This is a genomic window from Pedobacter cryoconitis (assembly GCF_001590605.1).
Lineage (GTDB): Bacteria > Bacteroidota > Bacteroidia > Sphingobacteriales > Sphingobacteriaceae > Pedobacter > Pedobacter cryoconitis_A.
In genome coordinates this window covers 226,393-252,910 of sequence record NZ_CP014504.1, presented here as the reverse complement: position 1 = coordinate 252,910, position 26,518 = coordinate 226,393, and the positions used below count along the sequence as shown (strand labels likewise).

General features: G+C 40.1%; 14 protein-coding genes. 6 read left to right on the top strand and 8 right to left on the bottom strand.

Annotated elements, in window-relative coordinates:
• Positions 1 to 28 precede the first annotated feature (28 nt).
• Genes AY601_RS01120 through AY601_RS01095 form a run of 6 tightly spaced genes read right to left on the bottom strand, consistent with a single transcriptional unit; the run spans position 29 to position 9,836 of the window.
• Positions 29 to 2,623 carry a BamA/TamA family outer membrane protein gene (locus AY601_RS01120; RefSeq protein WP_068395366.1) on the bottom strand — a complete coding sequence of 865 codons (2,595 nt, stop codon included), beginning with the start codon at positions 2,621 to 2,623 and terminating at the stop codon, positions 29 to 31.
• An 11-nt stretch (positions 2,624 to 2,634) separates the two neighbouring features.
• On the bottom strand, positions 2,635 to 4,989 hold the full coding sequence (locus AY601_RS01115) for a GAF domain-containing protein (protein WP_068395364.1): 2,355 nt from the start codon (positions 4,987 to 4,989) through the stop codon (positions 2,635 to 2,637).
• Between the two features lie 58 nt (positions 4,990 to 5,047).
• On the bottom strand, positions 5,048 to 5,917 hold the full coding sequence (locus tag AY601_RS01110; RefSeq protein WP_232324676.1) for an SdiA-regulated domain-containing protein: 870 nt from the start codon (positions 5,915 to 5,917) through the stop codon (positions 5,048 to 5,050).
• Positions 5,914 to 7,977: a polyphosphate kinase 1 gene (gene ppk1, locus AY601_RS01105; RefSeq protein WP_068395362.1), complete on the bottom strand. Its 2,064-nt coding sequence runs from the start codon at positions 7,975 to 7,977 to the stop codon at positions 5,914 to 5,916. The genes AY601_RS01110 and ppk1 overlap by 4 nt, the downstream gene beginning before the upstream one ends.
• A 7-nt stretch (positions 7,978 to 7,984) precedes the next feature.
• On the bottom strand, positions 7,985 to 9,223 hold the full coding sequence (locus tag AY601_RS01100; RefSeq protein ID WP_068395360.1) for a Pycsar system effector family protein: 1,239 nt from the start codon (positions 9,221 to 9,223) through the stop codon (positions 7,985 to 7,987).
• 25 nt (positions 9,224 to 9,248) lie between these two features.
• A complete protein-coding gene (locus AY601_RS01095; protein ID WP_198163580.1) occupies positions 9,249 to 9,836 on the bottom strand; it encodes a TetR/AcrR family transcriptional regulator in 588 nt (195 codons plus the stop codon).
• Positions 9,837 to 10,277: 441 nt separating this feature from the next.
• Here AY601_RS01095 and AY601_RS01090 point away from each other — a divergent pair, with 441 nt between their 5' ends.
• From AY601_RS01090 to AY601_RS01080, 3 genes are read left to right on the top strand one after another with little or no spacing between them, the layout of a single operon-like run.
• Complete coding sequence (locus AY601_RS01090) at positions 10,278 to 11,069, top strand: FkbM family methyltransferase (RefSeq protein ID WP_068395355.1); 792 nt, start codon at positions 10,278 to 10,280, stop codon at positions 11,067 to 11,069.
• Complete coding sequence (locus AY601_RS01085; RefSeq protein WP_068395353.1) at positions 11,062 to 17,619, top strand: type I polyketide synthase; 6,558 nt, start codon at positions 11,062 to 11,064, stop codon at positions 17,617 to 17,619. The genes AY601_RS01090 and AY601_RS01085 overlap by 8 nt, the downstream gene beginning before the upstream one ends.
• Positions 17,620 to 17,626: 7 nt before the next feature.
• Positions 17,627 to 21,679, top strand: a complete 4,053-nt coding sequence (locus tag AY601_RS01080) for a non-ribosomal peptide synthetase (protein WP_198163579.1) — start codon at positions 17,627 to 17,629, stop codon at positions 21,677 to 21,679.
• A 41-nt stretch (positions 21,680 to 21,720) separates the two neighbouring features.
• Here AY601_RS01080 and AY601_RS01075 read toward each other — a convergent pair whose 3' ends face one another.
• Together AY601_RS01075 and AY601_RS01070 are read right to left on the bottom strand one after the other, a co-directional pair.
• Entirely contained in the window at positions 21,721 to 22,890 is a 1,170-nt protein-coding gene (locus AY601_RS01075; RefSeq protein ID WP_068395349.1) for a glycosyltransferase family 2 protein, read from the bottom strand.
• Between the two features lie 6 nt (positions 22,891 to 22,896).
• Positions 22,897 to 23,808, bottom strand: a complete 912-nt coding sequence (locus AY601_RS01070; protein ID WP_068395347.1) for a glycosyltransferase family 2 protein — start codon at positions 23,806 to 23,808, stop codon at positions 22,897 to 22,899.
• 409 nt (positions 23,809 to 24,217) lie between these two features.
• Between AY601_RS01070 and AY601_RS01065 the strand changes: the two genes are divergently transcribed.
• The 3 genes from AY601_RS01065 to AY601_RS01055 are packed head-to-tail and all read left to right on the top strand — an operon-like array spanning position 24,218 to position 26,514.
• Positions 24,218 to 25,078 (top strand): beta-1,6-N-acetylglucosaminyltransferase, encoded by an 861-nt coding sequence (locus AY601_RS01065; RefSeq protein WP_068395345.1) that lies wholly within the window; start codon positions 24,218 to 24,220, stop codon positions 25,076 to 25,078.
• Positions 25,062 to 25,433 (top strand): sugar 3,4-ketoisomerase, encoded by a 372-nt coding sequence (locus tag AY601_RS01060; RefSeq protein WP_068395343.1) that lies wholly within the window; start codon positions 25,062 to 25,064, stop codon positions 25,431 to 25,433. Before AY601_RS01065 ends, AY601_RS01060 begins: the two co-directional genes overlap by 17 nt.
• Positions 25,420 to 26,514: a DegT/DnrJ/EryC1/StrS family aminotransferase gene (locus AY601_RS01055; protein ID WP_068395341.1), complete on the top strand. Its 1,095-nt coding sequence runs from the start codon at positions 25,420 to 25,422 to the stop codon at positions 26,512 to 26,514. Before AY601_RS01060 ends, AY601_RS01055 begins: the two co-directional genes overlap by 14 nt.
• Positions 26,515 to 26,518: the final 4 nt, after the last annotated feature.

The window sequence follows — 26,518 nt, the reverse complement described above, 5'->3', positions numbered from 1 at the left end:
TCAGTCCGGCACCTTCTTTTATGAAATTTTAGAAATTAAACCCTACCGAGATGTAAGGCATAGTACTTTCTTTTGAAAAACCTACTGCTGCCTGGATCAGGATTAAATCTGCTGGAACAATGTAAATTCCACCACCATAACCGTGATGCCACTGATTAGAGGTTTGTCCGGGCATCCATACACGGCCTACATCGTTAAAACCTAAAAGGCCTAAGGAACCGGGTACAATATAAGATGTAAAGTCAAATAGCTTCAGACGCAGGTCAAGGTTATAATACAGCATGGATTTCCCTGTAAAACGGTTGGTATGAAAACCACGCAGGTTATGTACACCGCCTAACTGCATTTGCTGGAAAAATTCAGGATCACCAACGGTGGTACCTCCACCCAAACGGTTCGCAATTACAAAACCGGAATGTCCCGGATTCAGATAATAACGGAATTCTGATTGTATTTTTCCGTAACGCTCATGATCTCCGTTGAGTTGCTGGTTAGCAGTAATCCTGGTATTCCAGTACATTCCTTTTTTAGGTATAGAGATATTATCTCTGGAATCATATTTTATTTCAGTAATAAGCCCTGCATAAACACGGTCTGAGAAAACAGATTCTTCCGGGTTACTCAGGTTAAAGTCATTCAGGAACCGGTTTTCATTTCCTTTACGGCTGCTGGTATAATATTCTGTAGTTAGCCCTCCACCTACGGTCCATTTGTCAAGTTTTTCATAGACCTGAAAATCTGCCGTCAGGTAATCGTAGCGGTTTCTGTAATAAGACATCCCTTTAGGCTCCTCTTTAATAAAAGCAGTCTCATTCCCCAAGCCAAAAAAGTTACTCAGGTTATTCGGGCCCAGCAGGTTTGCATTCACTTTGAAATTAGCATTACCGATTACTTTTTTAAAGTCTCCGGCATAGCTTAAGATAAAGGATTTCCGACCCGTTGAATAATCTACCCAAAATTCCTGGTGAGCAGCATAAGGAGCTTTTCTAAAACCCTGTTTTTCCAGGATTAAACCTGCACCTGCTTGTATCCCCTGATCAATATTATAGTTTACATGAAACAATGGCCCAAACTGATCGAATACAAAGCTTCTTTTATTGTATTGATTGACGCTTGTATCTGTTGATAAACGAAGTTTGGCAACACTCGCGGCCGGAAGATCGTTTTCTTCATCCGAACGGTCATAGATATAAGTATTGGATTTATGGTTCAGCGCCTGGTCAATTTCAAACTTGTCATGCCCATCTCCACCGATCATACGAACTTTAATAGGAGATTTCGTTTTTCCGGTCACTTCAAAAACATCATCCCCTCCCATTCCATATAACCTGATTTCGTTGGTTAGCTTCGGATCAAAGGTACGTTGATAAAGCTTTCTGCCTGTTTCACCGCTCTTTTTAATATTTCTAACCGTCAGTTCGATGTGACCATTTTTTTGATGTTTCACTTCAAAATACTCTTTTTTATCAGAAGCAGGAATTTCGACAGTAGTGGCCAGAAAACGATAATAAGTCATTGCACTTTTCTCCAGGTTATCTTTCCTTGCTATCATAATTTGCAAAGTCTGTTCTCCACCTTGTGCAAAGATATTTGCCGGCATCAGCAGCATTGACTTCCTTAAAAGTGCAGGCGTCAATTTCTCTTGTACATATTTGATTTCTTCCTGCCAGTCTTTTTCACTCAGTCCGCTCAGGAAATATCTGTCAAAGTAACGCTGATAAAAATTCCATTGGTCAACTGCCCTGATATTTGGTTCATAAGGCTGATGTTTAGCGTTCAGCCATTGATGAGAAAGAATCCATGGAAATATACCAGAAGACTTAAAGAACACTTTATCCCGGTCACGCGGGACAGGAACATATTCCTTATCGCCTTTCTTATCTTCCAGCTTCAGCCACCTCCAATTATCCTCATGTCTATCCCAATCTCCTACAATAAAATCAAGCAACCTAGCTCTTAATACCAGTTTTTGATTGAAATGAATATCATTATCTTCTTCTACTTTCCGCTGTGATTTAAGGGTATTATCGCTTTTTTCGTAGCCAGTCGGCATGCGTTCTTCCAACAAATAAACCGCATTGGCAAAATCCTTTCTATATTGTCCCAATGCAGGATCATCACCAACATATACAATTTCGGGATTGGCATGCGGAAGGTCAAGCGCATCAGCTAATGGAGGAACTATTAATGCAGAATAAGGATGACTCGTAGAGATCTGATCCTGCACAATGTCTTTTGCAATCGTTGCCCTTAGATTTTCAGGTAAACCTCTTTCAGAATATTTTTGTACTGTTCTTAATACCCATTCCCTGCCCGAAGCATCTTCCAAACGCATTGACCGGGTTTGCATCCCTCCGCCCATTTGCAGAAATTTCATTCCACCTTGTTCTTTCTGCAAGTCAATAACCCGCATCTTTACAGGCGTGGCCCATTGCTTACGGTAATTCTCTCCTAAGAAGAACCGGTGTGTTTTGGATACGGCATCATATTCAGGAGCAATCGCTATAGTAATAGAATCCTTTGTGCTTTTTACTTGCGCATTTGTAAATAACGGGAAACTAAAAAACAGAGTAGTTAATGATACTGTCAGGTTTAGCTTATTCTTTCTGGAAATTATGATCATTTAATCTGTTTTTAAACGGCGACTGTTACGCGCAATGCTTTAAGTCCTTCCACACCTTGTAATTCTTCTACCTCCAGGTATTCCACCTGATCAGTCAACAGGCCTTGTTGCTGTAATTTATGGATATAAACCATATATTCATCTGCCTCTGAGGCATTGAAATAAACAATGGCAATTTTACCTGGCTGGGTCAGCCGCTCGGAACTTTCTTTGATATGTGCTTTGTCAATCCTTTTCTTCACCATCTGATACCGGATATTATAACTTCCTTCCACATCAAATCTTTGTTCATCGATACGGAAACTAATGTCAATGATCTTCTCATAAACAAAGATCAGCTGCGTAGTTTCCAATGGAATTGGTAAGGACGGCTTCAGTTCATGTGTTAGTTTCGTAATCTGTGCAATAGCTTTCAATTGCCTCAACCGGAAATCGGCCACCAAATCTGTGCTGAACTCTCTGTCCGGAGCAATCGAATGTCCGAGGTAAATATCAAACTCTACCCCATCAGTTCTGAATTTCTCAAAATAACAAGGGTGTTGTTGTTGTAATTCTGCATTGAACTGATCCAGGTGTTTATTCACTGCCTGGTTAATGGTCTGCATGCTTTGCTCATAATTATCCCTGTTTTCAAAGATCTTCCCTCCCTGGCGTGTCAGCTCAAAATATTCATTAATGATTCCTTCAGCCTCAGGATAGACTTCTTTAAGGACGTTCAGATAAGGAGGGAGCTGATGCTGTAAATAGTCATCAGTTTTCATAATTTCCCGGTCAGAGATCTCATCGAAACCTTTATGGTCCCAGGACGATTGCTGCCTTGGAAAATCATCTTCTACAATTTCCGGAATAACACTCTTCAGGTTTCCCAATGCAGTTTCCAGGATTTCAAAATGTGCAAATAAATCTTTCCGGATCATCAGGTTCCGTTCAATACTCGAATTCCTGATATCAATTGCCCCATAAAAAGGATGTACATCCTTAAAATAAACAGGTTCAATAGGAAGGTCTTTCTTCCAATCGCCAGATTGCATATAATTGTAGGCAACTTCGTTGAAACGCCAGGATACAGAAGATTGGAGCGCTGTAAATTTATCCGTTACGATAGTCGTAATCTCATTGTTAAAATCAACAATAATATTTTGGTAAAGCTGTGCAAGTAAAGGAAATGCACTTTCAATCCTGGACAAAGTATTCCCATTGAAAGCAGAGCTGTCTTTAGTATAAAGTTCTAAACAGCCAATCAACCTGGCATTGTAATACAATGGAAAAATAGCATAAGACTTAATTCCTGCAGCTGCAGCAAGCTTCAGCATCGGAAAAGTTGAATATTCTTCTATGTTAAGCTCAGGAAAGATCAATCTGCGCGGGTTTGCGACAAAGTCTTCTATAAGCTTGGAATATTCTGGCTCACTAACTCCATCTAGCTTTGCCTGCTGAATGATTACGCTTTGAAAGCCTTCGTGAAAGTAAGGTAAGACCTTATCATTTAATTTCAGATAAGGCAATAGTCCAAAGGAGATCTGGTCACTGCCCACTAAAGACTTTAATGCGGCTGAAATTGAAGCAGTACTCCACCCTATTTGACACTGGTTATGTGATATAATAGCATTTTTAATAGATTCCAATGCATATTCTGCAGTAATATCTACTAAACTCACAATAGAAATCCCTTCTACACGGAACATTTCTGAAGGCAATAGCGTCATCAGGGTATCCAGGCTGTTGGTTTCATCCTGCATATACTCCTTTACATTTTGAAGTGTCAGCTCAGGTAAAGCTTTAGTACTGGTGACTTCTACAAAACGGGTATCTATATTTAATTTGTAATATCTTAGTAATTGCGTTTCATGGTCAACAATAGATTTAATCACATGCTGATCTGTTCCCAGGCTAAAGTTGTAAAACTTTTGCAGCACAAGATTATATAGCGTACTCAACATGGTCTTTTGCATTTCCTTTTGAGAAGGTAAAGCCAGATCTGCATTCAGCCCTTCTTTTTTATCATCCAGCAAAACTTTATAAAAAGCATTTGTCCCATAATGAAAGCAAGGGCAAACCGGTTTACTTAAAGCCCAAAGCTGCTCCTTCTCGTCGTTGATGATAGGAGATAGCGCAGTATAAATCAGTTCATACAAATGATTGTATTTAGCCACATCGGTAACAGGGATCGGGTCCATCAATTCTGGAAAAGCAGAGAACTGGTCCAGCAGATAAGTATAGAAATTTATTTTGGCTGTCTTTTCTACTTTAATTTTTTCCGTCAGGAAATTGATAAATGGTTTTAAGGAAAGCCGGATATCTGCTTTCATCCCATTTAATTCATCTCCGCACACGTACTTGTTAAAGTCAATCGTTATTGCCTGCATTTTTTGTTTTCAATTATAAGAGTCATTAATTGGCATTCATATAAATTTAATCAAATGCTCAGGGTTTACGCTTAAACTTTAAAATATTTCCAGAACTCAGTTCATCACCTTCATTAGAAATATACAGGTTCATCTGGTTATCAAAAGCTATTCCTTCGGGTTGGGCAAAAATAGAAGAATTTAACCGGTATACGCTTTTAACTTTCCAGTCCGGACCGGCTACTAACAGCAGTTTATTTACCGAAGAAAGAATATACCAATCTCCTGAATGCGGATCTTTTGTTAATGCAGAAGCCTTTAATCCCGTTTTCAGAATTTGTCCTGAAGTAACCAGTTCACTCAGATCCATAGAGAAATTACCCGACGCAATCAATTCTTTTTTCGCTGGATTATAAGTAAAGATAAAACCGGACATCGTTTGTTTTTTTTTATCTCCTTTACAGTTTTTACACAACAGATAAACCTGGTTGGTTTGCTGGTCAGCATAAATACTCTCATATTCTCCATCCGGCAAAATATCGGCCCATTCTTTAATCTTTCCCGCTTTCGGCTGAATGGCTTCTGTAAAAGGAAAAGTGAAAAGTGTGCCGTCGCTTCTCAGAATAATGACCGTCTCGTTTAAAATTGCCAGATCTTCATAGTCCCCCTTCTTACCAAAAACTGTATGCTGCTGTTTTTTATTCCCCCAGGCTTGTCTGTAAAGCCGGCCTTCTTCATCCTGTATGGAATAGATCGTATCACTTTTACCTTTGTAAAAAGCAATTCCAGAGATCTCATGCAAACTTTCGGGCATAATAAATTTCTCAGGATGATTGAAATCATAGACTTTAGGGCTTGAATAAGATTGCTTTGCTGGCTTACAGGCATAAAACCCAATAAGAATCAATATTGGCAAAAGGTAACTCAGCTTTTTAAGAAATGCTTTCATGATACGTTATTTTCGATGGTATGTAAAGTGGTTTCTTTCAGATAATCATAAATAGCCTGTTGAGAGCGGACTTTAACCTCACCGGCACAATAGTTATTCTGCATTTCTTCGTTGAGTTCAACTGCCTGAACAGTATCCCTTAACTGTAAATTTAAGATTTCTATCAGTCTTATTTTTAATTCCTCGTTATAGATTGGAAAACAGACCTCTATCCTGCCATAAATATTTCTGTTCATCCAATCAGCCGATCCCATAAAAAGATCCTCCTCACCATTGTTGTGGAAAAGAAAGATCCGCCCATGCTCCAGATATCTGTCTACAATTCTTGTTACCGTGATATTTTCACTTTGCCCTTCAATCCCGGGAATAAGACAGCAAACACTCCGTATAAGCAATTGTATTTTTATACCCGCAGCAGAAGCCTCATAAAGCTTGGAAATTAATACCCGCTCTTCAAGATTGTTCATCTTAATGATAATCCCAGCTTGCAGTCCCTTTTTTGCATTGACAATTTCACGGTCTATCAATGCAATAAATTTCTGCTGCAAATTGAATTGCGCAACTAATAAATGTTCAAAGTTAATAGCATCTTCAAGCAATGGTTTTTTCTTCTTCTTGCTCAGGAAACCAAATAGCTGTTTCAACTCTCCCAGCATGGCCTGGTTAGCTGTCAATAAGATATGATCCGTATAAAAGCGTGCTGTTGATTCATTCAGATTTCCTGTAGCCAGCAGTCCCAGATAATGACTTTGATTGCTAACTCTTCTTTTAACCAGTGCCACCTTTGCATGTACTTTCAGTTCTTTGTTGCTATAAATGATTTTTACGCCTGCAGCTTTCATCCGGGAAGCCCACTTGATATTATTGGCTTCATCAAATCTAGCTTTCAGCTCTACCATTACAGTTACCTTTTTACCATTTTTTGCCGCAGTCATTAAAGCATTGACAATTCTGGAATTATCTGCAACCCGGTAAAGCGTCACGTAAATCTCTTCGGTGAAACTATCATTTGCCGCTTCATTGAAAAATCTTAATATCGGATCATAATTCTGATAAGGAACATGAACCATCAGATCCTTTTTAAATATTTGTTCAAAAAGAGTCTCTTCTTTTTTCAAAAGCAGGTTCGGCAATGCCGGCCACTTTGGATAGTTTAGCCCAACTTCCTGAAAGGGGAAGTTACTCAGGTCCTTCATGTTGTGGTAATATCCACCTTCTACAACCGAAGAATTAGCCAGATTGAGTGCATAAATGATTTTATAAAGATGTCTGAGTGGTATCCCTGGCTGACATAGAAACCGGGTAGCAGTACCCAGATCCCTTTTCTTTAGCTCCTTTTCCAGCGCAATCGTAATATCTTCATCCAGATCTTCGATTTCCTCTTTAATATTCATCTCCGCATTCCTGGTGATCTTGATATTAAAGACGCCTTTAATTTCTTCAGCAGGAAAAAGATAATTCAGGTTATTTCTGATAATATCATCAAGAAACACAACATATTTCTGATCTTCTTTGTTAACCGCATACAACCTGGGCAAAACATCAGAAGGAAGCGTAATTATTTCCAGACGTTCTATACCGGCCGCATCCGACAGGATTACTGCCTGGTACAATCTGTTATTTTCAGCAAAGAAGCCATCTTCATCCTTCGCTACAGAAAATAACCTGATATAAGCCAGTACTTCAGTAAAGAAGATCCGGGATAATTCATCTATGATCAATTCAGGAATAGCTTCATTATATAACCAGTGGATATCCTTTGCTTTTAAAGCTGGCAAAAGCTGGTTAGCAAGTAAATGCCCAAACTTTTGCTGCTGCTGGTTGATTAAAAACTGTGCTTTATAATAATTATTATTTAATCCGGTACGCTCATCAAAGTTATCAATAGCCATCAAAACCGGCATCCTGACGCGGTAAAATTCATCCAGATTGGAAGAATAAATAGACAGAAACCTGATACGCTCCAATAAGGGAACCTGCTCATTTTCAGCTTCCATCAATACGCGCTCATTAAAGCTTAACCAGCTCAGGTCACGGTTAAAAAAGGTATATTCTGTCATCGTATTTTTATAAAGCTACTACCGCACTGGCAATAACAAAAGCAAGAACGGAAGCAATAATACCGAACATAAAAACATTATAGGCAATTCTCAGTAAACGGTATTTACGTCCTAAAACCACACCCTGAGAATATAAATCACGGATCAGGCTCCCATATAAGAATTCTCTGTCTTCCATCATTTTCTCCATTCCATTCACATAATCGGGTAAAGCCATCCGGTAAAAATTACCAAAGAACAGTAAATTCACCCTTTTTTCATCAATATCCTGCTTACTGAAAGTCCCCGGAGGTACGGTAGGCCTGGTAGCCAGGATAGAAAACACCATCGTCACCACACAAATAATCAGCAAGATCAATGTCGGAATGATCAAATGAGGATTATCTTCCAGTTTACGCAGCAGTACACTTAAAGTAACAGATAAAATGATAGAATTGGTAGAGATCATAATATGTGCTTTATTATCTGCCATATCACTCAACCGCTGATGGTTACCTGAAGAAATCCGGAACATGGTTTCTATCCCCTTATCCGGGCGGTCGCTTTTTTGCTTCTTATCTTTTTTTTTCTCCACAATTATTTCGGTATGCTTTTCTGAGATAACCGGGGCTGAATCATGAATAGCCTTTTCCTTTGCTTTCCCATGCTTATCTTTAAATACTTTTTCTTTCAATTCGTTCAGGTTTGATTCCTTTTTTGCTGCCAGTAAACCCTGACAGTAATCGGTATGGTAATGGTGCATTTCGAAAAGGACAATGGTTTTTGAACGCCATTCCTCCTTATCAATATCCCTGCCCGAAAAAGCAATTGCTTCTTTACGGATCAGTTTATTTCGTTCCTTAAAATCTTCACTGCCTAAATGAAAAAGGTCAGCATCACAAACAATTTCTTCTAACAACCCTACCGGGCGCTGAGGCATTTTTGTAGCCAGAATACAATTGGTTACCAAATCCGTTAATTCCGGCTCTGCTCCCTTTGATTCCAGAAATTCTTTAGCCAATGCCGCACCGCGGTCTTCATGCCTTTCACAGTTGGTCAGGTAACCTATATCATGGAACCAAGCAGCTACATTGACCACAAAAAAGTCATGGTCTGACAATTGGTAATGGTTGGCTATTTTGACTACAGCTTTCACAACCTGCTCGGTATGCAACAAGTTATGATAAGTTAATCTCTCATCTTTATTCAGGTGAAACAAGTTCGAGACATGCGCTCTGACCTGATCCAGGATATCCAGGTAATTCATGCTATAAATATGGAGGTTTAAATTCTTAATTCCCAATGCCTTCAATAAGCATCTCTACGAGCTCATCAAAATATTCATGGGATTGTACTTCTGAAGGATTAATAGAGAGCGGAAAGTGCAAGCCCCTGAAAGCAACGATCAATACGAAGGACATCTTATGAATACTTTCTGCAGAAAGGTCTCTGAATTCCCCGCTTTGTGTACCACCAAGAATGATTTCACTGATCATCCCCAGTTGCATCTGTTCATATTTTAGTCTAAGGGGCAGCAACATCCTCCGGGATTCAATCATGTCTACAAAAATCACTTTATAGAGACTGCGGAATTCCAGGATAGCTGTGCTTTGAAAATTCAGAAAAGCTTTTAGCTTATCTTCCGCAGAAAATACGCGGTTTACTATTTCGCGCAAATTTTTAATTACTGCTTTCATTTCATCTTTAACAACAGCAGCGAAGATTTCGTTTTTTCCGGGGAAATAATAATAAAGCGTGCTTTTTCCTTTTCCGGCGGCAGCAGAGATATCTTCTATAGTTGTCTTTTTTAATCCGAATTTCCCAAACAAAGATTTGGCGGCAATTAAGATCTCACTAACTACGATTTCATCTTTATCCATAAACATTGTTTCAATAGGTTCTGCTTAACAGGTCTGCTAATTTCAGACTGCTTTTTGAATTCCAAAAGTATTGAATTTAACTGGGGAAAATAATACCCTGATGAATAAAAAGAACCCCCTTTCCTTTCTAAATAAATGATAGGATTAAATGGTAACAAACAATGACAAATTGATTTAAACAGAGTCAGACAACAAGTTATCATGAACTCAAACCTGGAATATCAGAACAGGAACGATCTTTGCCTGTTCTTCTGAGTATACCCAAAATAAATGAATTCTAATTGAATAACTTAATCAGCCTGGTCAAGTCATACTAAAATGCATTAAACGAATTAAATAACCCAAATCAAAACGGATTAATATAATATTAATTGATTTTCTTATATTAAGACAACACCAATCAGAACGTAATTTTAACGCAAATTCAACCGCATTCTCAGGATGGCAACTCAATTTATTAAAAGAATGCTCGGCATTCATCATCAGTCCAACGTACAGCTCTTGAAAAACTTAAGCTATTTCGGCTCCGAAAGACATGGATATATGGTTCCTGATCACTTTTTAGGATCACATTCCATTTGTTACTGTGTAGGTGCTGGCGAAGATATTTCTTTCGATACAGAGCTTAAAATGGCTTTTGATGCAAAAGTTTACATTTTTGATCCTTCCCCTTATGGAATTAACCACTTCAATCAGGTTAAAGATTATGTAAATCATGGAATCCCGCTCACCCTGGATAAAACCCTTGCACCTTACGTTTACAATATCAGCAGCAAACAGTTCTCTGAAATCAAATTTGTTCCGGTAGGACTCTGGGATGAGAAGAAAACATTAAGGTTCTACGACCCTGAAAGAGAGAATTATTCCTCTCATTCTGCTATTTTATTTACAGAATCAAAGAATTTCATTGAAGCTCCTGTTGACCGTTTAAGCAACCTGATGACCGAGCTGGGCCACCAGCATATTGATTTGCTCAAAATAGAAATAGAAGGAGCTGAATACAAGGTGATTGATACAATTATTGAAGATAAGCTGAATGTTAAAGCTATCTTGGTAGAATTTGATGAAATTTACAATACAAAGGACAAATCATTCCATTTCAGAATAAAAAGGAGCTGTAATAAATTAAGGAAAGCTGGTTATGTACTGGCACATTCCACGGTTGCGATGAAACGCCTGTTTATCAGGAAAGACATTTATGATCAGTTAAAAAAATTAGAAATTAATGCATAACACTACTAAACAGGATTTTGTTGATTTGGAAGCTATTCCTTCAGTTTATTCTCTTTTTGAGGATGCAGCAAAGAATTTCCCAAAACTCACTGCGCTTGCTTTCGGGCAGGAACAGCTCACTTACGAAGCACTCTTAAAAAGAGTGACAGACCTGAGTGCAAAAATCTCTGAATTAACGCTGAATGAAGATCTTATTGGCTTAAGTACAACCAGATCTGCCGACATGATCATTACCTTGCTGGCTATACTCAAATCAGGAAAAGCTTACCTCCCTTTAGACCCTGCCTACCCCAAACAAAGGTTACAGCAAATCGTTGCAGATTCTGGTCTTAAAACCTGCATTTGTCAGGTTCAGGAACAGGAACTTTTTGGTTCATCAGCATTAAATATCATGATCAGCAATACCGCTGCTGAAACAGCTGTATCACAGCAAAAGGAAGCACCACTCGTGCAAAATCCCAATGCTTATGTACTGTATACTTCAGGTTCTACCGGTACACCTAAAGGAGTATATATGACACAGGCTGCCCTGGTCAACCTTATTTTATGGCAGCAGCAGCATTCAATTACAGGCCCGGGCAGTAAAACCTTACAATTCGCACCTGTAAGTTTTGACGTGTCTTTCCAGGAAATATTCTGCACACTCACTACAGGAGCAACCTTAGTACTCATTAACGATGACTTGAGACTAGATCCTGTCAACCTGCTGAATTTCATCAATGAGGCTGCTATAGACCGTATTTTTCTGCCTTTTGTGGCATTGCAGTTTTTAGCTGAAGCTGCCACTGCCAGCCAGCAATATCCTCAGCATTTAAAAGAGGTGATGACTGCTGGTGAACAGTTAAAAATCACTCCGCAGGTCAAAGAATTTTTCGAAGGACTAAACAACTGTGTTCTTTTTAACCAATATGGCCCTACAGAATGCCATGTGGTCACTGAACTTAAACTGACCGGAGCACCTTCCAAATGGCCGCCATTGCCAAATATTGGCCGGTCTATCTCCAATACGGTTATTTATATTTTAGACCAGGACAACAATGTACTGAAAACGGGAGAAACCGGAGAACTGGCAATTTCAGGGACCAGCCTTGCTGAAGGTTACCTGAACAGGCCGGAGCTAACTGCTGAAAAATTTATCTGGATCGCCGTAGATGGTCTGCAGACCCGTGTTTACGTGACTGGTGACCTTGCCCGTTATGAAAATGATGGTAGTATTGAGTTTTTGGGAAGAAAGGACGATCAGGTAAAAATCAGAGGTTATAGAATTGAATTGGGAGAAATTGAAGTTTTGCTCAACCAGATAGCTGGTGTCAAACAAGCTGTTGTTATCGCTAAACCCGATTTAAGTGGCCAATACAGGTTGCTGGCATATCTTGTTGCCGATACTAAAAACAGGAATACAAGCCTGATCAGAAATGAACTGGAAGCAAATTTACCTGATTATATGATCCCTTCCGCTTTCATCTGGATGGAAGATCTGCCTAAAACAACCAGTGGTAAAGTGGACAAAAAAAACCTTCCTTTACCAGAACGAAAAAGACCTGAATTAGCCACGCTATATAGTCCGGCCAAAACGACTTTGGAGAAAAGAATTGCCGCAATCTGGGGCAATGTATTAGAAATAGATCAAATCGGGATCAATGATAATTTCTTTGAACTGGGTGGTAACTCTCTTTTAGCCTTAAAAACAGTTTCTTCCTTAAGAACTGAACATCATATTGCACTGCCGATCACAAAACTTTATCAATTTCCGCAAATCAGTAAGCTCGTAAATTATCTTGATACGGCAGCGGCAGCGACAAAAAAACAAAGAGTACACTCTTCAGATCCGGAACAACCGATTGCCATTATCGGCATGGCGGGTAAATTCCCCGGTGCAGACACAATCGAAGAGTTATGGGAAGTACTGCGTAACGGTAAAGAAACAATTACTTTCTTTAAAGATCTCGATAGTAGTATTCCGGATGAAATCAAAAATGATCCGCAATACGTAAAAGCCAGAGGTATTCTGAATGGCGCAGATTTATTTGACCCCGCATTTTTCGGGATCAATCCTAAACTTGCCGAACTCATGGATCCGCAGCAAAGGGTATTCCTGGAGATCAGCAGGGATGTGCTGGAAAAATCAGGACATTTACCTGCGGTTTATGATGGCCTGATCGGTGTATTTGCAGGTTCTGGAAACAACAGTTATTTCCCTCATAATGTGGCAGGCAACACCGATTTGATTAACCAGGTAGGTAGTTTCCAGGTCATGACGGTCAACGAGAAAGATTATATCTCTTCCCGGACGGCTTACCAGCTGGATTTGAAAGGCCCTGCAGTGAGTGTATTTTCAGCCTGCTCTACTTCTCTGCTTGCAGTTACCCAGGCCGTAGAAAGCCTGCGAAAAAACCAATGTGACGTTGCTATTGCTGGTGGGGCAAGTATTACCTCTCCCATTCACAGCGGACATATTTATCAGGAAGGTGCCATGTTAAGCCAGGACGGCCATTGCCGCTCTTTTGATGCCAACGCTACCGGAACAGTATTCAGTGATGGAGCAGGAGTTGTACTTTTGAAAACATTGGCAACTGCATTAAAAGACGGAGATACTATTTATGGCCTGATTAAGGGTGTCGGTATAAACAATGACGGAGGCGCCAAAGGAAGCTTTACTGCACCAAGTACCGATGGACAAGCTGCTGCAATTGAAATGGCTATTCAGGATGCCGGCGTTGATCCTGCTACGATCTCTTATGTGGAAACGCATGGAACGGCCACTCCTCTGGGTGATCCGATTGAGATTGAAGGCTTAAAACAAGCATTCGGAACCCAAACCGCCAAACAATTTTGTGCTATAGGTTCTATTAAAAGCAATATGGGACATATGACTGCAGCTGCAGGTGTGGCTGGTCTGATCAAAACAACCCTTGCTTTATATTATAAAGAAATCCCTCCTTCTATCAACTTTGAAAAGCCCAATCCAAATATATCATTTGCCGATTCTCCGTTTTATGTCAATGACAAGTTAAAACCCTGGGATACGGATAAAATAAGGAGAGCAGGTGTAAGCTCTTTTGGTGTAGGAGGAACAAATGTTCATGTCATTGTAGAAGAACACGACCATTTAAAAGCACTGAATGAAGATCAGGGACGTTTAAAAAACCTGTTTACCTGGTCGGCTAAATCAACAGAGAGCTTACAAGCTTATGAATCGGTTTTAAAAACATATCTGAATACAAAACCTGAGCTTAATCACGCTGATGCTGCTTATACGCTGCAAACTACAAGGGCTGATTTTTTACAACGTAGTTTCCTCGTTGCAAATACCGGACAGGAATTAGCAGAGGGATATACCGTATCCACTGCTATTGTTAAAATAATGCCAGGCGAAACTGTATTTCTATTTCCTGGTCAGGGTGCACAATACCCTGGCATGGGTACTGAATTATACGAAAATGAGCCTGTTTACAAAGCTGCTATCGATGAATGTGCATTGATATTAACCAAATACCTGGAGCTGGATATCAGGCAGCTTATTTATGCAGCGGCTGAGGACCTCCAGGCGGGTATACTGCTGAACAATACAAAATATACACAACCTGCTTTATTTATCACCTCTTATGCACTTGCACGTTTGTGGATCAGCTGGGGAATACAGCCCTCTATCCTTTGCGGACACAGTATAGGAGAGTACGTTGCAGCACATTTAGCCGGTGTTTTCACATTGGAAGACGGTCTTAAACTGATTGCTACACGTGGTGCAATGGTTAGCGGACTACCAGAAGGAAGCATGTTAAGTGTAAGAGCTTCTGCTTTGGAAATTGAGAAAATCCTTCCCGAAAGCTTAGCCATTGCAGCCATAAACAGTCCCAAATTATGTGTCGTTGCCGGAAAGAATGAAGATATTGATGCTTTTCAGCTCAAACTTGATGAAAGACTGATTTTACATAAAAGATTATTGACCAGTCATGCTTTTCACTCTGCAATGATGGACCCTATCCTCAAAGACTTCAATGAAATTGTAAGCCAGGTTAAATTAAACAGACCGCAAAAACCAATTGTTTCTACAGTTACTGGTGATTTTCTGACCGATGCGCAAGCACAGAACCCTGCTTACTGGACGGAACATTTAAGAAACACAGTGCGGTTTTCTCCTGCACTGGATACGATATTAGCACTGGATCATCCAGTATTGATTGAAGCCGGACCAGGAAATACCTGTACCACACTGGCCTGGCAGCACGAAGCCAAAACTACTTTTACCGCTATCGCCAGTCTGGATAAAAAAGAAGCCACAGGCGCTTACGATGCCATTTTAACAGCTTTAGGAAAAACCTGGTTAGCAGGATTAACCCCAGACTGGAAGGCATTATATAACCATCAGCAAAGACAGCGGGTTGAGCTGCCAGCTTATAGTTATCATAAAAAACGATACTGGGCAGAACCAAAAAACATTGCAAAACAAAATCTATTGACCAATACTCACCAAAACAATACAACCCTTATTGCCATGAGGAAAGATACACTGATTGAGAAAATAAAACATCTGCTGGAAAATGCCTCAGGAATTGAAATGGATGGCATTACCCCAGATACAAGTTTTATTGAAATCGGACTGGATTCATTACTGCTGACACAGGTAGCAATTACCTTTAAAAAAGAATTCTCGCTTCCGGTCAGCTTTAGACAATTGAATGAAGAATATTCAACTATTGAGGCACTTGCCTTTTATATAGATAAAAATACACCACAGGAGCCAGTTCCCGCAGCTATACCAAGCCCATCACCGGCTTATACACAGCAAGACAGTGCACCTGCTACCTTTGCACCTGCCTTTGCACCTGCAGATACTGCACTGGGGTTAATCGCTCAGCAGTTGCAGTTATTGACTAAACAGGTAGAATTAATGAGTGGATCTGCGCCTTCCAATTACAGGGATGCAGTTTCGGCCGCGCCGGTACTTGCACCAGCAACGGATATTTCTGCAGAGGAACTGATAGAAATTAAAAAACCATTCGGGGCCACTGCACGAATTGAAAAAAGTTCAACTGCGCTTACACCTGAGCAAAAAGAATTCCTGGCGCAATTAACACAACGCTATACTCAAAAAACCGCTGCCAGTAAAGCTTATACACAAAAACACAGGTCCCATATGGCCGATCCCCGGGTAGTATCCGGGTTCAAGCCTTATACCAAAGAGATTGTTTATTCTATTGTCGCTAATAAATCTGCTGGAAGTCATTTATGGGATATCGATGGAAATGAATATATAGATGCCCTGAATGGTTTTGGCTCAAACTTATTAGGCTATCAGCATCCGGTATTAAAAAATGCAATCCTGGAACAGGTAGAAAAAGGATATGAAATAGGCCCGCAGCATGAGCTTGCCGGTGATGTTAGCCAGTTGATTTGTGAATTCACTGGTTTTGACCGCGCTGCCTTATGTAATACTGGCTCTGAAGCTGTTTTAGGCGCAATGAGAATTGCAAGAACAGTAACCGGACGCTCTTTAATTGTTTCTTTTTCAGGATCTTATCATGGAATTAATGATGAGGTCATTATCAGGGGAACTAAAAAATTAAAAAGCTTTCCAGCCGCTCCGGGTATTATGCCCGAAGCTGTTCAAAATATGCTGGTCCTGGATTATGGGACTGAAGAGTCATTAAATATCATCAAAGAGCGGGCAAATGAAATTGCCGCTGTTCTGGTAGAACCTGTACAGAGCAGAAGACCAGAATTTCAACCTGTAGCATTTCTGAAAGCGCTCAGGGAGATTACCCTGAAAGCTGAAACTGTACTGATCTTTGACGAAGTCATCACCGGTTTTCGCGCAAATCAGGGTGGTGCACAAGCGATATTTGGCATCCAGGCCGATCTGGGCACTTATGGAAAAGTCATTGGCGGAGGTTTACCAATCGGAGCTATTGCTGGAAAAAAACAGTTTATGGATGCATTGGATGGCGGTTTTTGGTCTTTTGGAGATGCTTCTTACCCGGAAGTTGGCGTTACTTATTTCGCCGGGACTTTTGTCAGACACCCTTTGGCACTGGCTGCTGGCAAAGCCAGCCTGGAATACATGAAAGCAAAAGGTCATGAATTCCAGCTCAAATTAAATAACAATACTACTTATCTGGCCGGCTTATTAAATGATACCATTGAGGAATTGGGCCTGCCCATGCTTGCCGCTCATTTTGGTTCTTTGTGGAAAATAAAATTTACAGCAGAATATCCATACAGTGAGCTGCTGTTTACCTTAATGCGGTACAAAGGAATTCATATCTGGGATGGTTTCCCTTGTTTTTTAACAGAGGCGCATACCCTGGATGAAATCAATCAGATTGCAGCGCAATTCAAAGAAAGTGTGCTGGAATTAATGAAAACCGGACTAATTCCTCTAAATCAATCCCCATCTTTAACTGAACCTGTCCGCTCAACAGGAACATCCGGACTTCAACCGCCTGTTCCAGGTGCAAGATTAGGGAGAGATCAATCGGGAAATCCTGCCTGGTTCATTACAGATCCGGAAAATCCGGGAAAATATCTTCAGGTGGAGTCAAATAGTTAAAATGATAGTGCGTAAACAAAACATAACCTATAAACCAGTTGATTTTGATCCTTTTATAGCAGGAGAAATCATTCGTACTGCACCATCAACGGAGCCTCAGCTAGAAATCTGGACTTCTTGTATGCTGGGAGGGAATGATGCGAGCAGAGCATACAATGAATCTGTTTCACTCCGTCTAAAAGGAAATATAAACCCTGTTTTATTAAAAGATACGATCAAAAGAGTAGCCCAGCGCCATGAAGCCTTAAGGTCAGCTTTTAGCAGGGACGGTGCTACTATCCTGATTTTTGACCAGGTAAAAGATGAACTGGCTTTTACAGATTTATCGGCGCTGAGTTCTGCTCAAAAGGAACAGGAGATCAAACAATACGTTGAAAGTGATGCCTTATTCTTATTTGATCTGCTGAATGGCCCGCTGTTTAAAACAGGTCTGCAAAAGCTTTCCGATCAGGAATACCATTTCACTTTTACAGGACATCATGTTATCTGTGATGGCTGGTCACTGGGGATTATTTTACAGGACATCAGTAAAATCTATACTGCGCTGGTCAACCATACTGATCCAGATCTGCAAGAAGCAACTTCCTTAACTGATTTTGCTTATGAACAACTGGAGTTTTCAAAGAGCGCGGAGCGCAAAGCCAACGAACAATTCTGGCTCAGCCAGTATGAACAGCATATTCCAGTATTGGATGTACCCACTGATCATGAACGTCCGCAGCTCAGAACCTTCCAGAGTAAGCGCCTGGATTTCCATATTTCACAGGAATTGATCCATGCGCTGAAGGAAACCGGAAGAGCTGAAGGAAGCAGCCTGGTTATTACTTTTCTGGCTGCCTTTGAAGTATTTCTGCACCTTTTAACCGGGCAAAGAGATGTCGTGGTCGGCTTACCAGCTTCCGGACAATCCGTTACCGGACATTATAACCTGGTTGGACATTGTGTAAACTTTCTGCCTTTAAGAAGTTACCCGAATAAAAACTACAGTTTTAAGGAATACCTGAAACTGAGAAAATCAGCTGTGCTGGATGCTTTCGATCATCAGCAGATTACCTGGGGTAACTTATTGAAAAATCTTAAGATTGCAAGAGATCCTTCCAGAATCCCCCTGGCCCCCGTTGTTTTCAATGTAGACATGGGCTTAGATGACGGGGTAGCTTTTGAAAACCTTGACTATCAATTGATCAGTAATCCAAGAGCTTTTGAAAGCTTCGAACTGTTCATTAATGCCAGCGGCTCAGAAAATTCATTTGTGCTGGAATGGTCTTACAATACCCAGTTATTTGAACAGCAGACCATTGAGCAAATGATGGCTGGCTTTGAAAATATCTTAAAGTTTATCACTGCACATCCCAACCTGAAACTGAAAGAATTGGTTCAGCAGGATAATCCATATTTTCTTTCCGCTCCTGTCTTTAAAAGAAGTACAGCTATTTCTGCATTAGCCATACCCGATTTCAGCGCAGAGATTGCTGCACTAAAAGGGGTTACAATTCAGCATTTATTTGAAAAAGCTGCCGCCGCTTTTAAAGATCAGACCGCCATTACTTTTCAGGATGAGTCTATTAGTTATAGCAATCTTGAAATCAGGGCCGACAACCTGAGCAGGGCAATCCTGAACCGTGCACCTCAGGAGGAAATCATCGGAATCAGTACTACACGCGGCATTAATATGATCGTGGCTATCCTGGCGATTCTTAAAGCAGGAAAAGCCTATCTGCCAATGGACCCTAATTATCCGGAAATCAGGCTGAGCCAGATTATAAATGATTCAAATCTCCATTTTTGTATTGCCGGGGCCGTAGAAAACAAGTTCTTTCAGCAGCTGGATTTACAAACGATAGATTTCGATCTTACTTATAGTTTACCTGTACAAAACGACAGCCTGCAGAATCCGAACGGCTATGTTTTATATACTTCAGGTTCTACCGGAAAGCCTAAAGGCGTTTACATGACCCAGCTTGCCCTGGTCAATTTAATCCAGTGGCAAATGGTCAATTCTATTGCCGGAGCAGGGAGTATAACCCTGCAATTTGCACCGTTAACTTTTGATGTATCTTTCCAGGAGATATTCTGTACACTTTGTGCAGGCGGACAACTGATCCTGATTGACGATGTACTCCGGTTAAACCCTGATAACTTACTGGATAAGATTGAGCTAAAAAAGATCAACAGAATTTATCTGCCTTTTGTAGCCTTACAATTCCTTGCCGAAACTGCAGCAAGTATGGGTAAATTCCCTAAAGCTTTAAAAGAAGTGATGACAGCCGGTGAACAGTTGAAAATTACCCCGCAGATTGAGCAGTTTTTCAGAGCTGTTCCGGGTTGTATCCTTTACAATCAATATGGCCCTACTGAATGCCATGTGGTGACCCAATTGAAATTAACCGGAAATCCTTCCAAATGGCCGGCTTTACCTCCCATTGGAAGCCCGGTTTCCAATACAACTATCCATATTACTACCGAAAACCTGGAAATACTGGCCCCGGGAGAAATTGGGGAATTATGTATTGCTGGTGCCAGCCTGGCTGCCGGATATTTAAATAAACCTGAACTGACTGCGGAGAAGTTTGTCAGCTTAAATTTACCTGATGGAAAACAGGTACGTGTTTACCGTACAGGTGATTTGGCCAGAATATTACCTGATGGAAATATTGAGTTCCTGGGCCGTAACGATGACCAGGTTAAAATAAGAGGTTACCGGATTGAACTTGGAGAAGTAGAAGCCGTATTAAACCGCATTCCAGGGATCGCGCAAGTTGTAGTGACTGCGAAAGAAGACCATAACGGCCGGAAAAGATTAGTCGCTTATTTAGCTTCTGCTACCGGAAATCAGGATACTGCTTTTGTAAGAAACGAAATTCAAAGCAGATTACCCGCCTTTATGATCCCTTCCGTATTTGTCTGGGTCATGGAATTTCCAAGAACAAGCAGTGGTAAAATAGACAAAAAATTATTGCCAGCCCCCGACCATCTGCATGCTGGTGATTTCAGCAAATATAAAGCACCGCAAACGGCAACTGAGCTTACCATTGTCAAATTATGGGAACAATTACTCGATGTCAAAGAAATAGGAATTGATGATAATTTCTTTGAACTGGGCGGACATTCACTCATCGCAATCCAGTTCATGATCCAGATAGAAAAAGCTAACGGACATGGTTTGCCACTTGCTACTTTATTTGAATATCCGACCATCCGGACTTTAGGAAAATTACTGGATGGACAGAACCGCCCAACTACCTATACCTCTTTGGTACCTATTAAACCATCAGGTTCAAAGACTCCGATCTATATTGTTCATGGAGGCGGTTACAATGTACTTAACTTTAGTGGGATTGGGTTGCATGTAGACCAGGAACAACCTGTATTTGGTATTCAGGCGCAAGGATTGGACGGCGTGGAAGAACCCATGGACAATATGGAAGACATTGCCCGTTATTATATAGAAAGTATACTGGCACAAAACCCACATGGCCCTTATGCACTTGCAGGCTATTCTTTTGGAGGATATGTCGTGATAGAAATGGCCAGACAGTTAAGAGAACTGGGACATGAGATTAAAATGCTGGGTATTTTTGATACCAATGCAAAAAACCTGGACTTCCACGGAAATGATTTTAGTGTTTTCAAAGAAAGGGTGAAGAAACAGTTACCAAAATTCTGGTGGATCATCACTTCATTTTTCAAGAACCCCAAAGCGACTGTTAATTATCAGAAACATATCATCACTACCAGATTAAAGGAAATTTTTGGGACCCAGACAAAAACAGAAGAAGAAGCGGGGGGAATCTATGAGATTATGAGGCGGATTGACAAGAAGTATGACATTGCTTATCAAGCCTATAAACTAGCTCCTTTTGAAGAGAAGGTACATTTGTTCAGAGCCACAGACAATGTTTATTTTGTAGAGGATTTTAAATACCTGGGCTGGCAGAAATATGCCTTAAAAGGAGTTGAAGTACATGATGTGCCCGGAGACCATAAAACGATGCTCCTGGCACCTTACGATAAAGAATTTGCAAGGACACTCCAGCAAGTGCTGGATAGTGTATCCTAAAATGCGCTGGACAACGTGTCTCTTAAAATTTTTGAATGTGGTTAAGCTTTTCTTTTCGATTTTTCCCATGCTGCACTCTGGTTTTTTTGGTAATATCGCAAAATACCTGCAAGTACGGCATAATTCATCATGCAAAAATAATAAGGAACGAATAAGGCTTTTACACGGATATTCCGCTGTTCAAAATAAAACCCAATCATACTTAATACATAGAAAAGCACTTGCAGCGCAAATAAATATTGATAAAAGACAACAGGTTTTGAAAATGCGATAAGGCCATTCAGTATAAAAACCAGGATTAAAAGAACCGGTACAATTGTCCACCGTAAAACCCTGTGACTAATATATTGAAACGTAAATACAAAATTACGAAATGGATTTGCCGCTTTTTTTAAACGAAGGATGGATTGCATGCCCCCCGCAGCGATTCTGATCTTTCTTTTCAGCTCTTCTTTGACATCAGCCGATGCGGTTTCCATAGCATAGGCTCCAGGTTCATAAGCAATCACATAACCATTCTCAGCAATGCGCATGGCAATCATATGGTCATCTATAATTGTATCGCTTTCAACAGGCTGGTACAATGCAGTCCTGATACTGAACAATTCTCCGGCTGCTCCTACATTGGAATATAATTCATAGTCCAGTTTTTTTAGTTTAGACTCATATTTCCAGTAAAAACCCTCCCCTGCTGAACTGGCATCAGCCGATGCTTCAACCAGTATTCTCTTTTCACCTGCAACGGCCCCAACCTTAGGATTTTGATAATGCTTCACCAGTTCACGGATAGCTTCAGCATTTAAAAAAGTATTCGCATCCGTAAATACCGTAATTGCGCCATTGATTAAAGGAATAGCCCTTTTAATAGCTGCCATCTTTCCCGCTCGTAAATCTTGATGTAAGAGCGTGATCTCTTTAAAATTACCCACTTTCGCTGCGGTCTGATCGGAAGACCCGTCAGTAATGAAAATCAGCTGCAGCTTATCTTCAGGATAATCCAATTCCAAAGTATTCCTTATTTTATCTTCAATGATATCTTCTTCATTGTAGGCTGCAACCATCAGGGTAACTGTTGGCAAAACTGCATCTGTTTTAAATGCAAACGGTTTGCTGAACAATCTTTTGATTTTCACCAGCAGGTAAAGCATAAAACCATAACCAACAAACGTATATACAATCAGAAAAATGCTGATCCAAAAAACTATAATCATCAATATTTATATTTTAAAGCCTAAATCGTTACTATCTTTTGAATGGTTAAAATTCCATTTCAATCCCAGGAAAACCCATTTAATCAAGTCTTTCCTATTCTTCTTTATATACATTAATACTTGCTTCGGGCTGGCAATGCCGATATAATACAAACTAAAAAGCAAAGTATTCAACCAGTTGGTATTCCTGCGGATGAACAACATCCTGTTCCGGGTCATAAAGTATGTTTTAATACTGCTTTCTTTCCCCACACTCATGGATTCTTTATGGTAAATTTTGGTACGGCCTGTAAACCATATTTTTTTACCTGCTTTTCTAAATTTCTCACACCAGTCCAGTTCTTCATAATACAGGAAAAAGTTGTTTTCCATTAACCCGGCAAACTGCAGATCAGCCTTACGGCACATCATGGCAGCACCATGGCAGAAAGCAGTTTCCACAAAAGCCTCATCATATTGTCCCTGGTCAATTTCCATCGCTCCGATGGTGCTGTTGCGGCAAGTCACGTAATTCATTTTTGTTGAACCTGCATACTGAATCACATCAGGTGCATCAAAATACAATAATAATGGAGATATTAATCCAATTTCCTGGTTTTCATCCAGCGCGCTGGTCAGTTCAGTCACCAGGTTCCCGGTAATTTCGGTATCGTTATTCAGGAATAAAAGATAGGTTCCTTCCGCTTTTGCAATTCCCAGGTTATTCCCACCCGCAAACCCAAGGTTTTCAGGAGAAGCCATATAAATAAGGCCGGGATATTCTTTGATGAAGCTAGCCGAATGGTCTTCTGTGCTACCATTATCGACCAGGATAACCTCAACTTCAGTCAAATTGGTGTGAAGTTTTACTGACTTTAAAAAATCCAGTGTGACCGCCGGCTGGTTAAAATTAACTGTTATAATTGAAGTGCGTTTCATCCCTGGTAAAAGTAGTGATTTGAAGGTAACAGATAGCTTAAATTTTGAGGATAATATCCTGTAATTCCTATACTATAAGTTGGTGCTAATAATTAAATCCTGATAAGCAATAAGTAATCCAACTCCTATTGGTTTAATTCAGGCCTTTCACAATGATATTATTATAAAATAAGTAGATTTGTGTATAAGAGTATCTACAATTTGGGCAAAAATTGCGATTTGTACCTCTCAATTAGAATTGACTATAAGCCATAGCAATAAAATATTAATTTTATTGCCTATTAGCATTTAAACATTAATTAGTATAAAATAACAAGCGACGTTTTAACCTGTTTTTAATACTGGCACCATTTTTTCTATAGGGTCGGTGTTACAGTAGACATAAAATCTTCATCAACTCTACCAGAAAATGCGTATTGCCCATTTGATCCTTACTTATACCAGTCCAGAACAAACAGAGCGAATGATCAAAAGTTTATCTCATCCTAATTTTGACTTCTATATTCATGTAGATAAAAAGTTTGACATAAACCCACACTTATTCCTTAAAGACACCCCAAACGTTTATTTCATTAACAACAGGATTGACGTGAGGTGGGCAGGCTTCAGTACCGTGACCGCAACCTTTGAATGTATCAAAGAGATTTCAAAAACTGGTATCCGATATGATTTTATCAATTTTCTGAGCGGACAGGATTACCCGGTTAAATCAGCTGATTTTATCAATGATTTTTTTGCACAGCACAAAGGCAAAGAATTTTTAAGTTACCGTGATATCAAAAATGACTGGAAAGAAGGGCTGATCAGAATGGAAAAATACTTCCTGACCAGCTATAACTTTATCGGGAAATACAGACTGGAAAACCTGATCAACAGGATCATGCCTAAAAGAAAGCTGCCTTATAACCTCCATCCTTACGGTAAATCAATGTTCTGGATGTTGAGCCCTGAAGTTGCCTTACACGTGGTACACACAGTTGAAAACGATAAGAAACTTAAATACTTTTTCTCGTTATGCTGGGCGAGTGATGAATTTGTGTTCCAGACTATCTTACTCAATTCCAGATACAAAGACAGAGTTATCAATAATAACTACAGATATATTGACTGGTCAGCTGGCGGAGCTAACCCAAAAACACTAGATGAAAGTGACTTCGAAAAAATTGCAGCTTCAGATATGCTGTTTGCAAGGAAGTTTAATATGGCCGACCATCCGGAAATCCTTAATTTAATAGACAAGAACTTATTAGCAAATGGCGCACATACTTAATATACAAACTTTTAAAGACAGCAGAGGCATTTTGACAGTGCTCGATAATATTGTTCCTTTCGAAATTAAAAGATTATTCTATATCTATTCTGTAGATGATACCGATCGCGGAGGCCACAGACATCACGAAACCCATCAGGCGGCAATATGTATCAAAGGATCTTGCAAAATCACCAATAACAACGGAAAAAAGACAGAGATGTTTGATTTAGACAGTCCTGAAAAATGTTTAATGTTATTGCCTGAAGACTGGCATGTGATGCACGACTTTTCAGCAGATGCAATTCTTTTAGTACTGGCTTCTACAGCATTTGATCCTAAAGACTATATTTACGAGCCTTATGATTCCATATGAAAGCCTGAAAATACTCAACCTTCCATTTGAAGAAAAGTTTAAAAGTAAATTTGCTGATTTTCTGGATAAAGGATGGTATATACTGGGTGAAGAAGTTGCGCAATTTGAACAGGAATTTGCAGCCTACCACCAGGAAAATTATGTCGTTGGGGTAGCCAATGGGCTGGACGCACTTATCCTCTCCCTGCAATGCTGCAAATTTCAAAAAGGTGACGAGGTTATCGTGCCTTCCAATACTTATATCGCAACTATTCTGGCTATTATACAATGCGGGCTAACGCCGGTACTGGTTGAGCCAGACAGTCATACCTACAATATTGACCCCAAACTGATCGCCCGCGCCATTACCCCCAAAACTGTGGCTATTATGGTTGTCCATTTGTACGGGCAATGCTGCGAAATGGATCCTATACTGGGGCTGGCCAAACAACATCAGCTTAAAATAATTGAAGATTGCGCGCAAGCACATGGGGCAAAATATAAAGGTAAATTAGCCGGAACTTTTGGTGACTTTGGTGCTTTCAGTTTTTATCCAACCAAGAATTTAGGTGCTTTAGGTGATGCAGGGGCTATTTTATGCCGTACTGAATCAGACTATCATCAGCTCAGACAATTAAGGAACTACGGTTCGGAAAAGAAGTATCATAATGGCGTAATCGGGTATAATTCAAGACTTGACGAACTACAAGCTTCCTTTTTAAGGATTAAATTGCCACACCTGGATGAGATCAATGCGCATAAAAGAAAATTGGCAGCAATCTATAATGAGCATTTGAATGCTTCATTCATCAAGCCAAAACTTGATGCTGATTTTCACAATGTCTATCACATCTACAATATTCTGCATCCGAAAAGAGATCAGCTCAAACAATATTTACAGGAGCACCAGATCGGTACAGAAATTCACTATCCAGTACCCCCTCAGGATCAGGTAGCTTTAAAGGACGTACTCCAAAGTTTCGATTATCCAATCTCCGCAAAAATTCATCAGCAAACGCTTAGTCTGCCTTGTTCTTTTGCACATACAGCGGAAGATATTTTCCGCGTTACTGAGGTCATGAATAAATTTCATTTAAAATAACGAA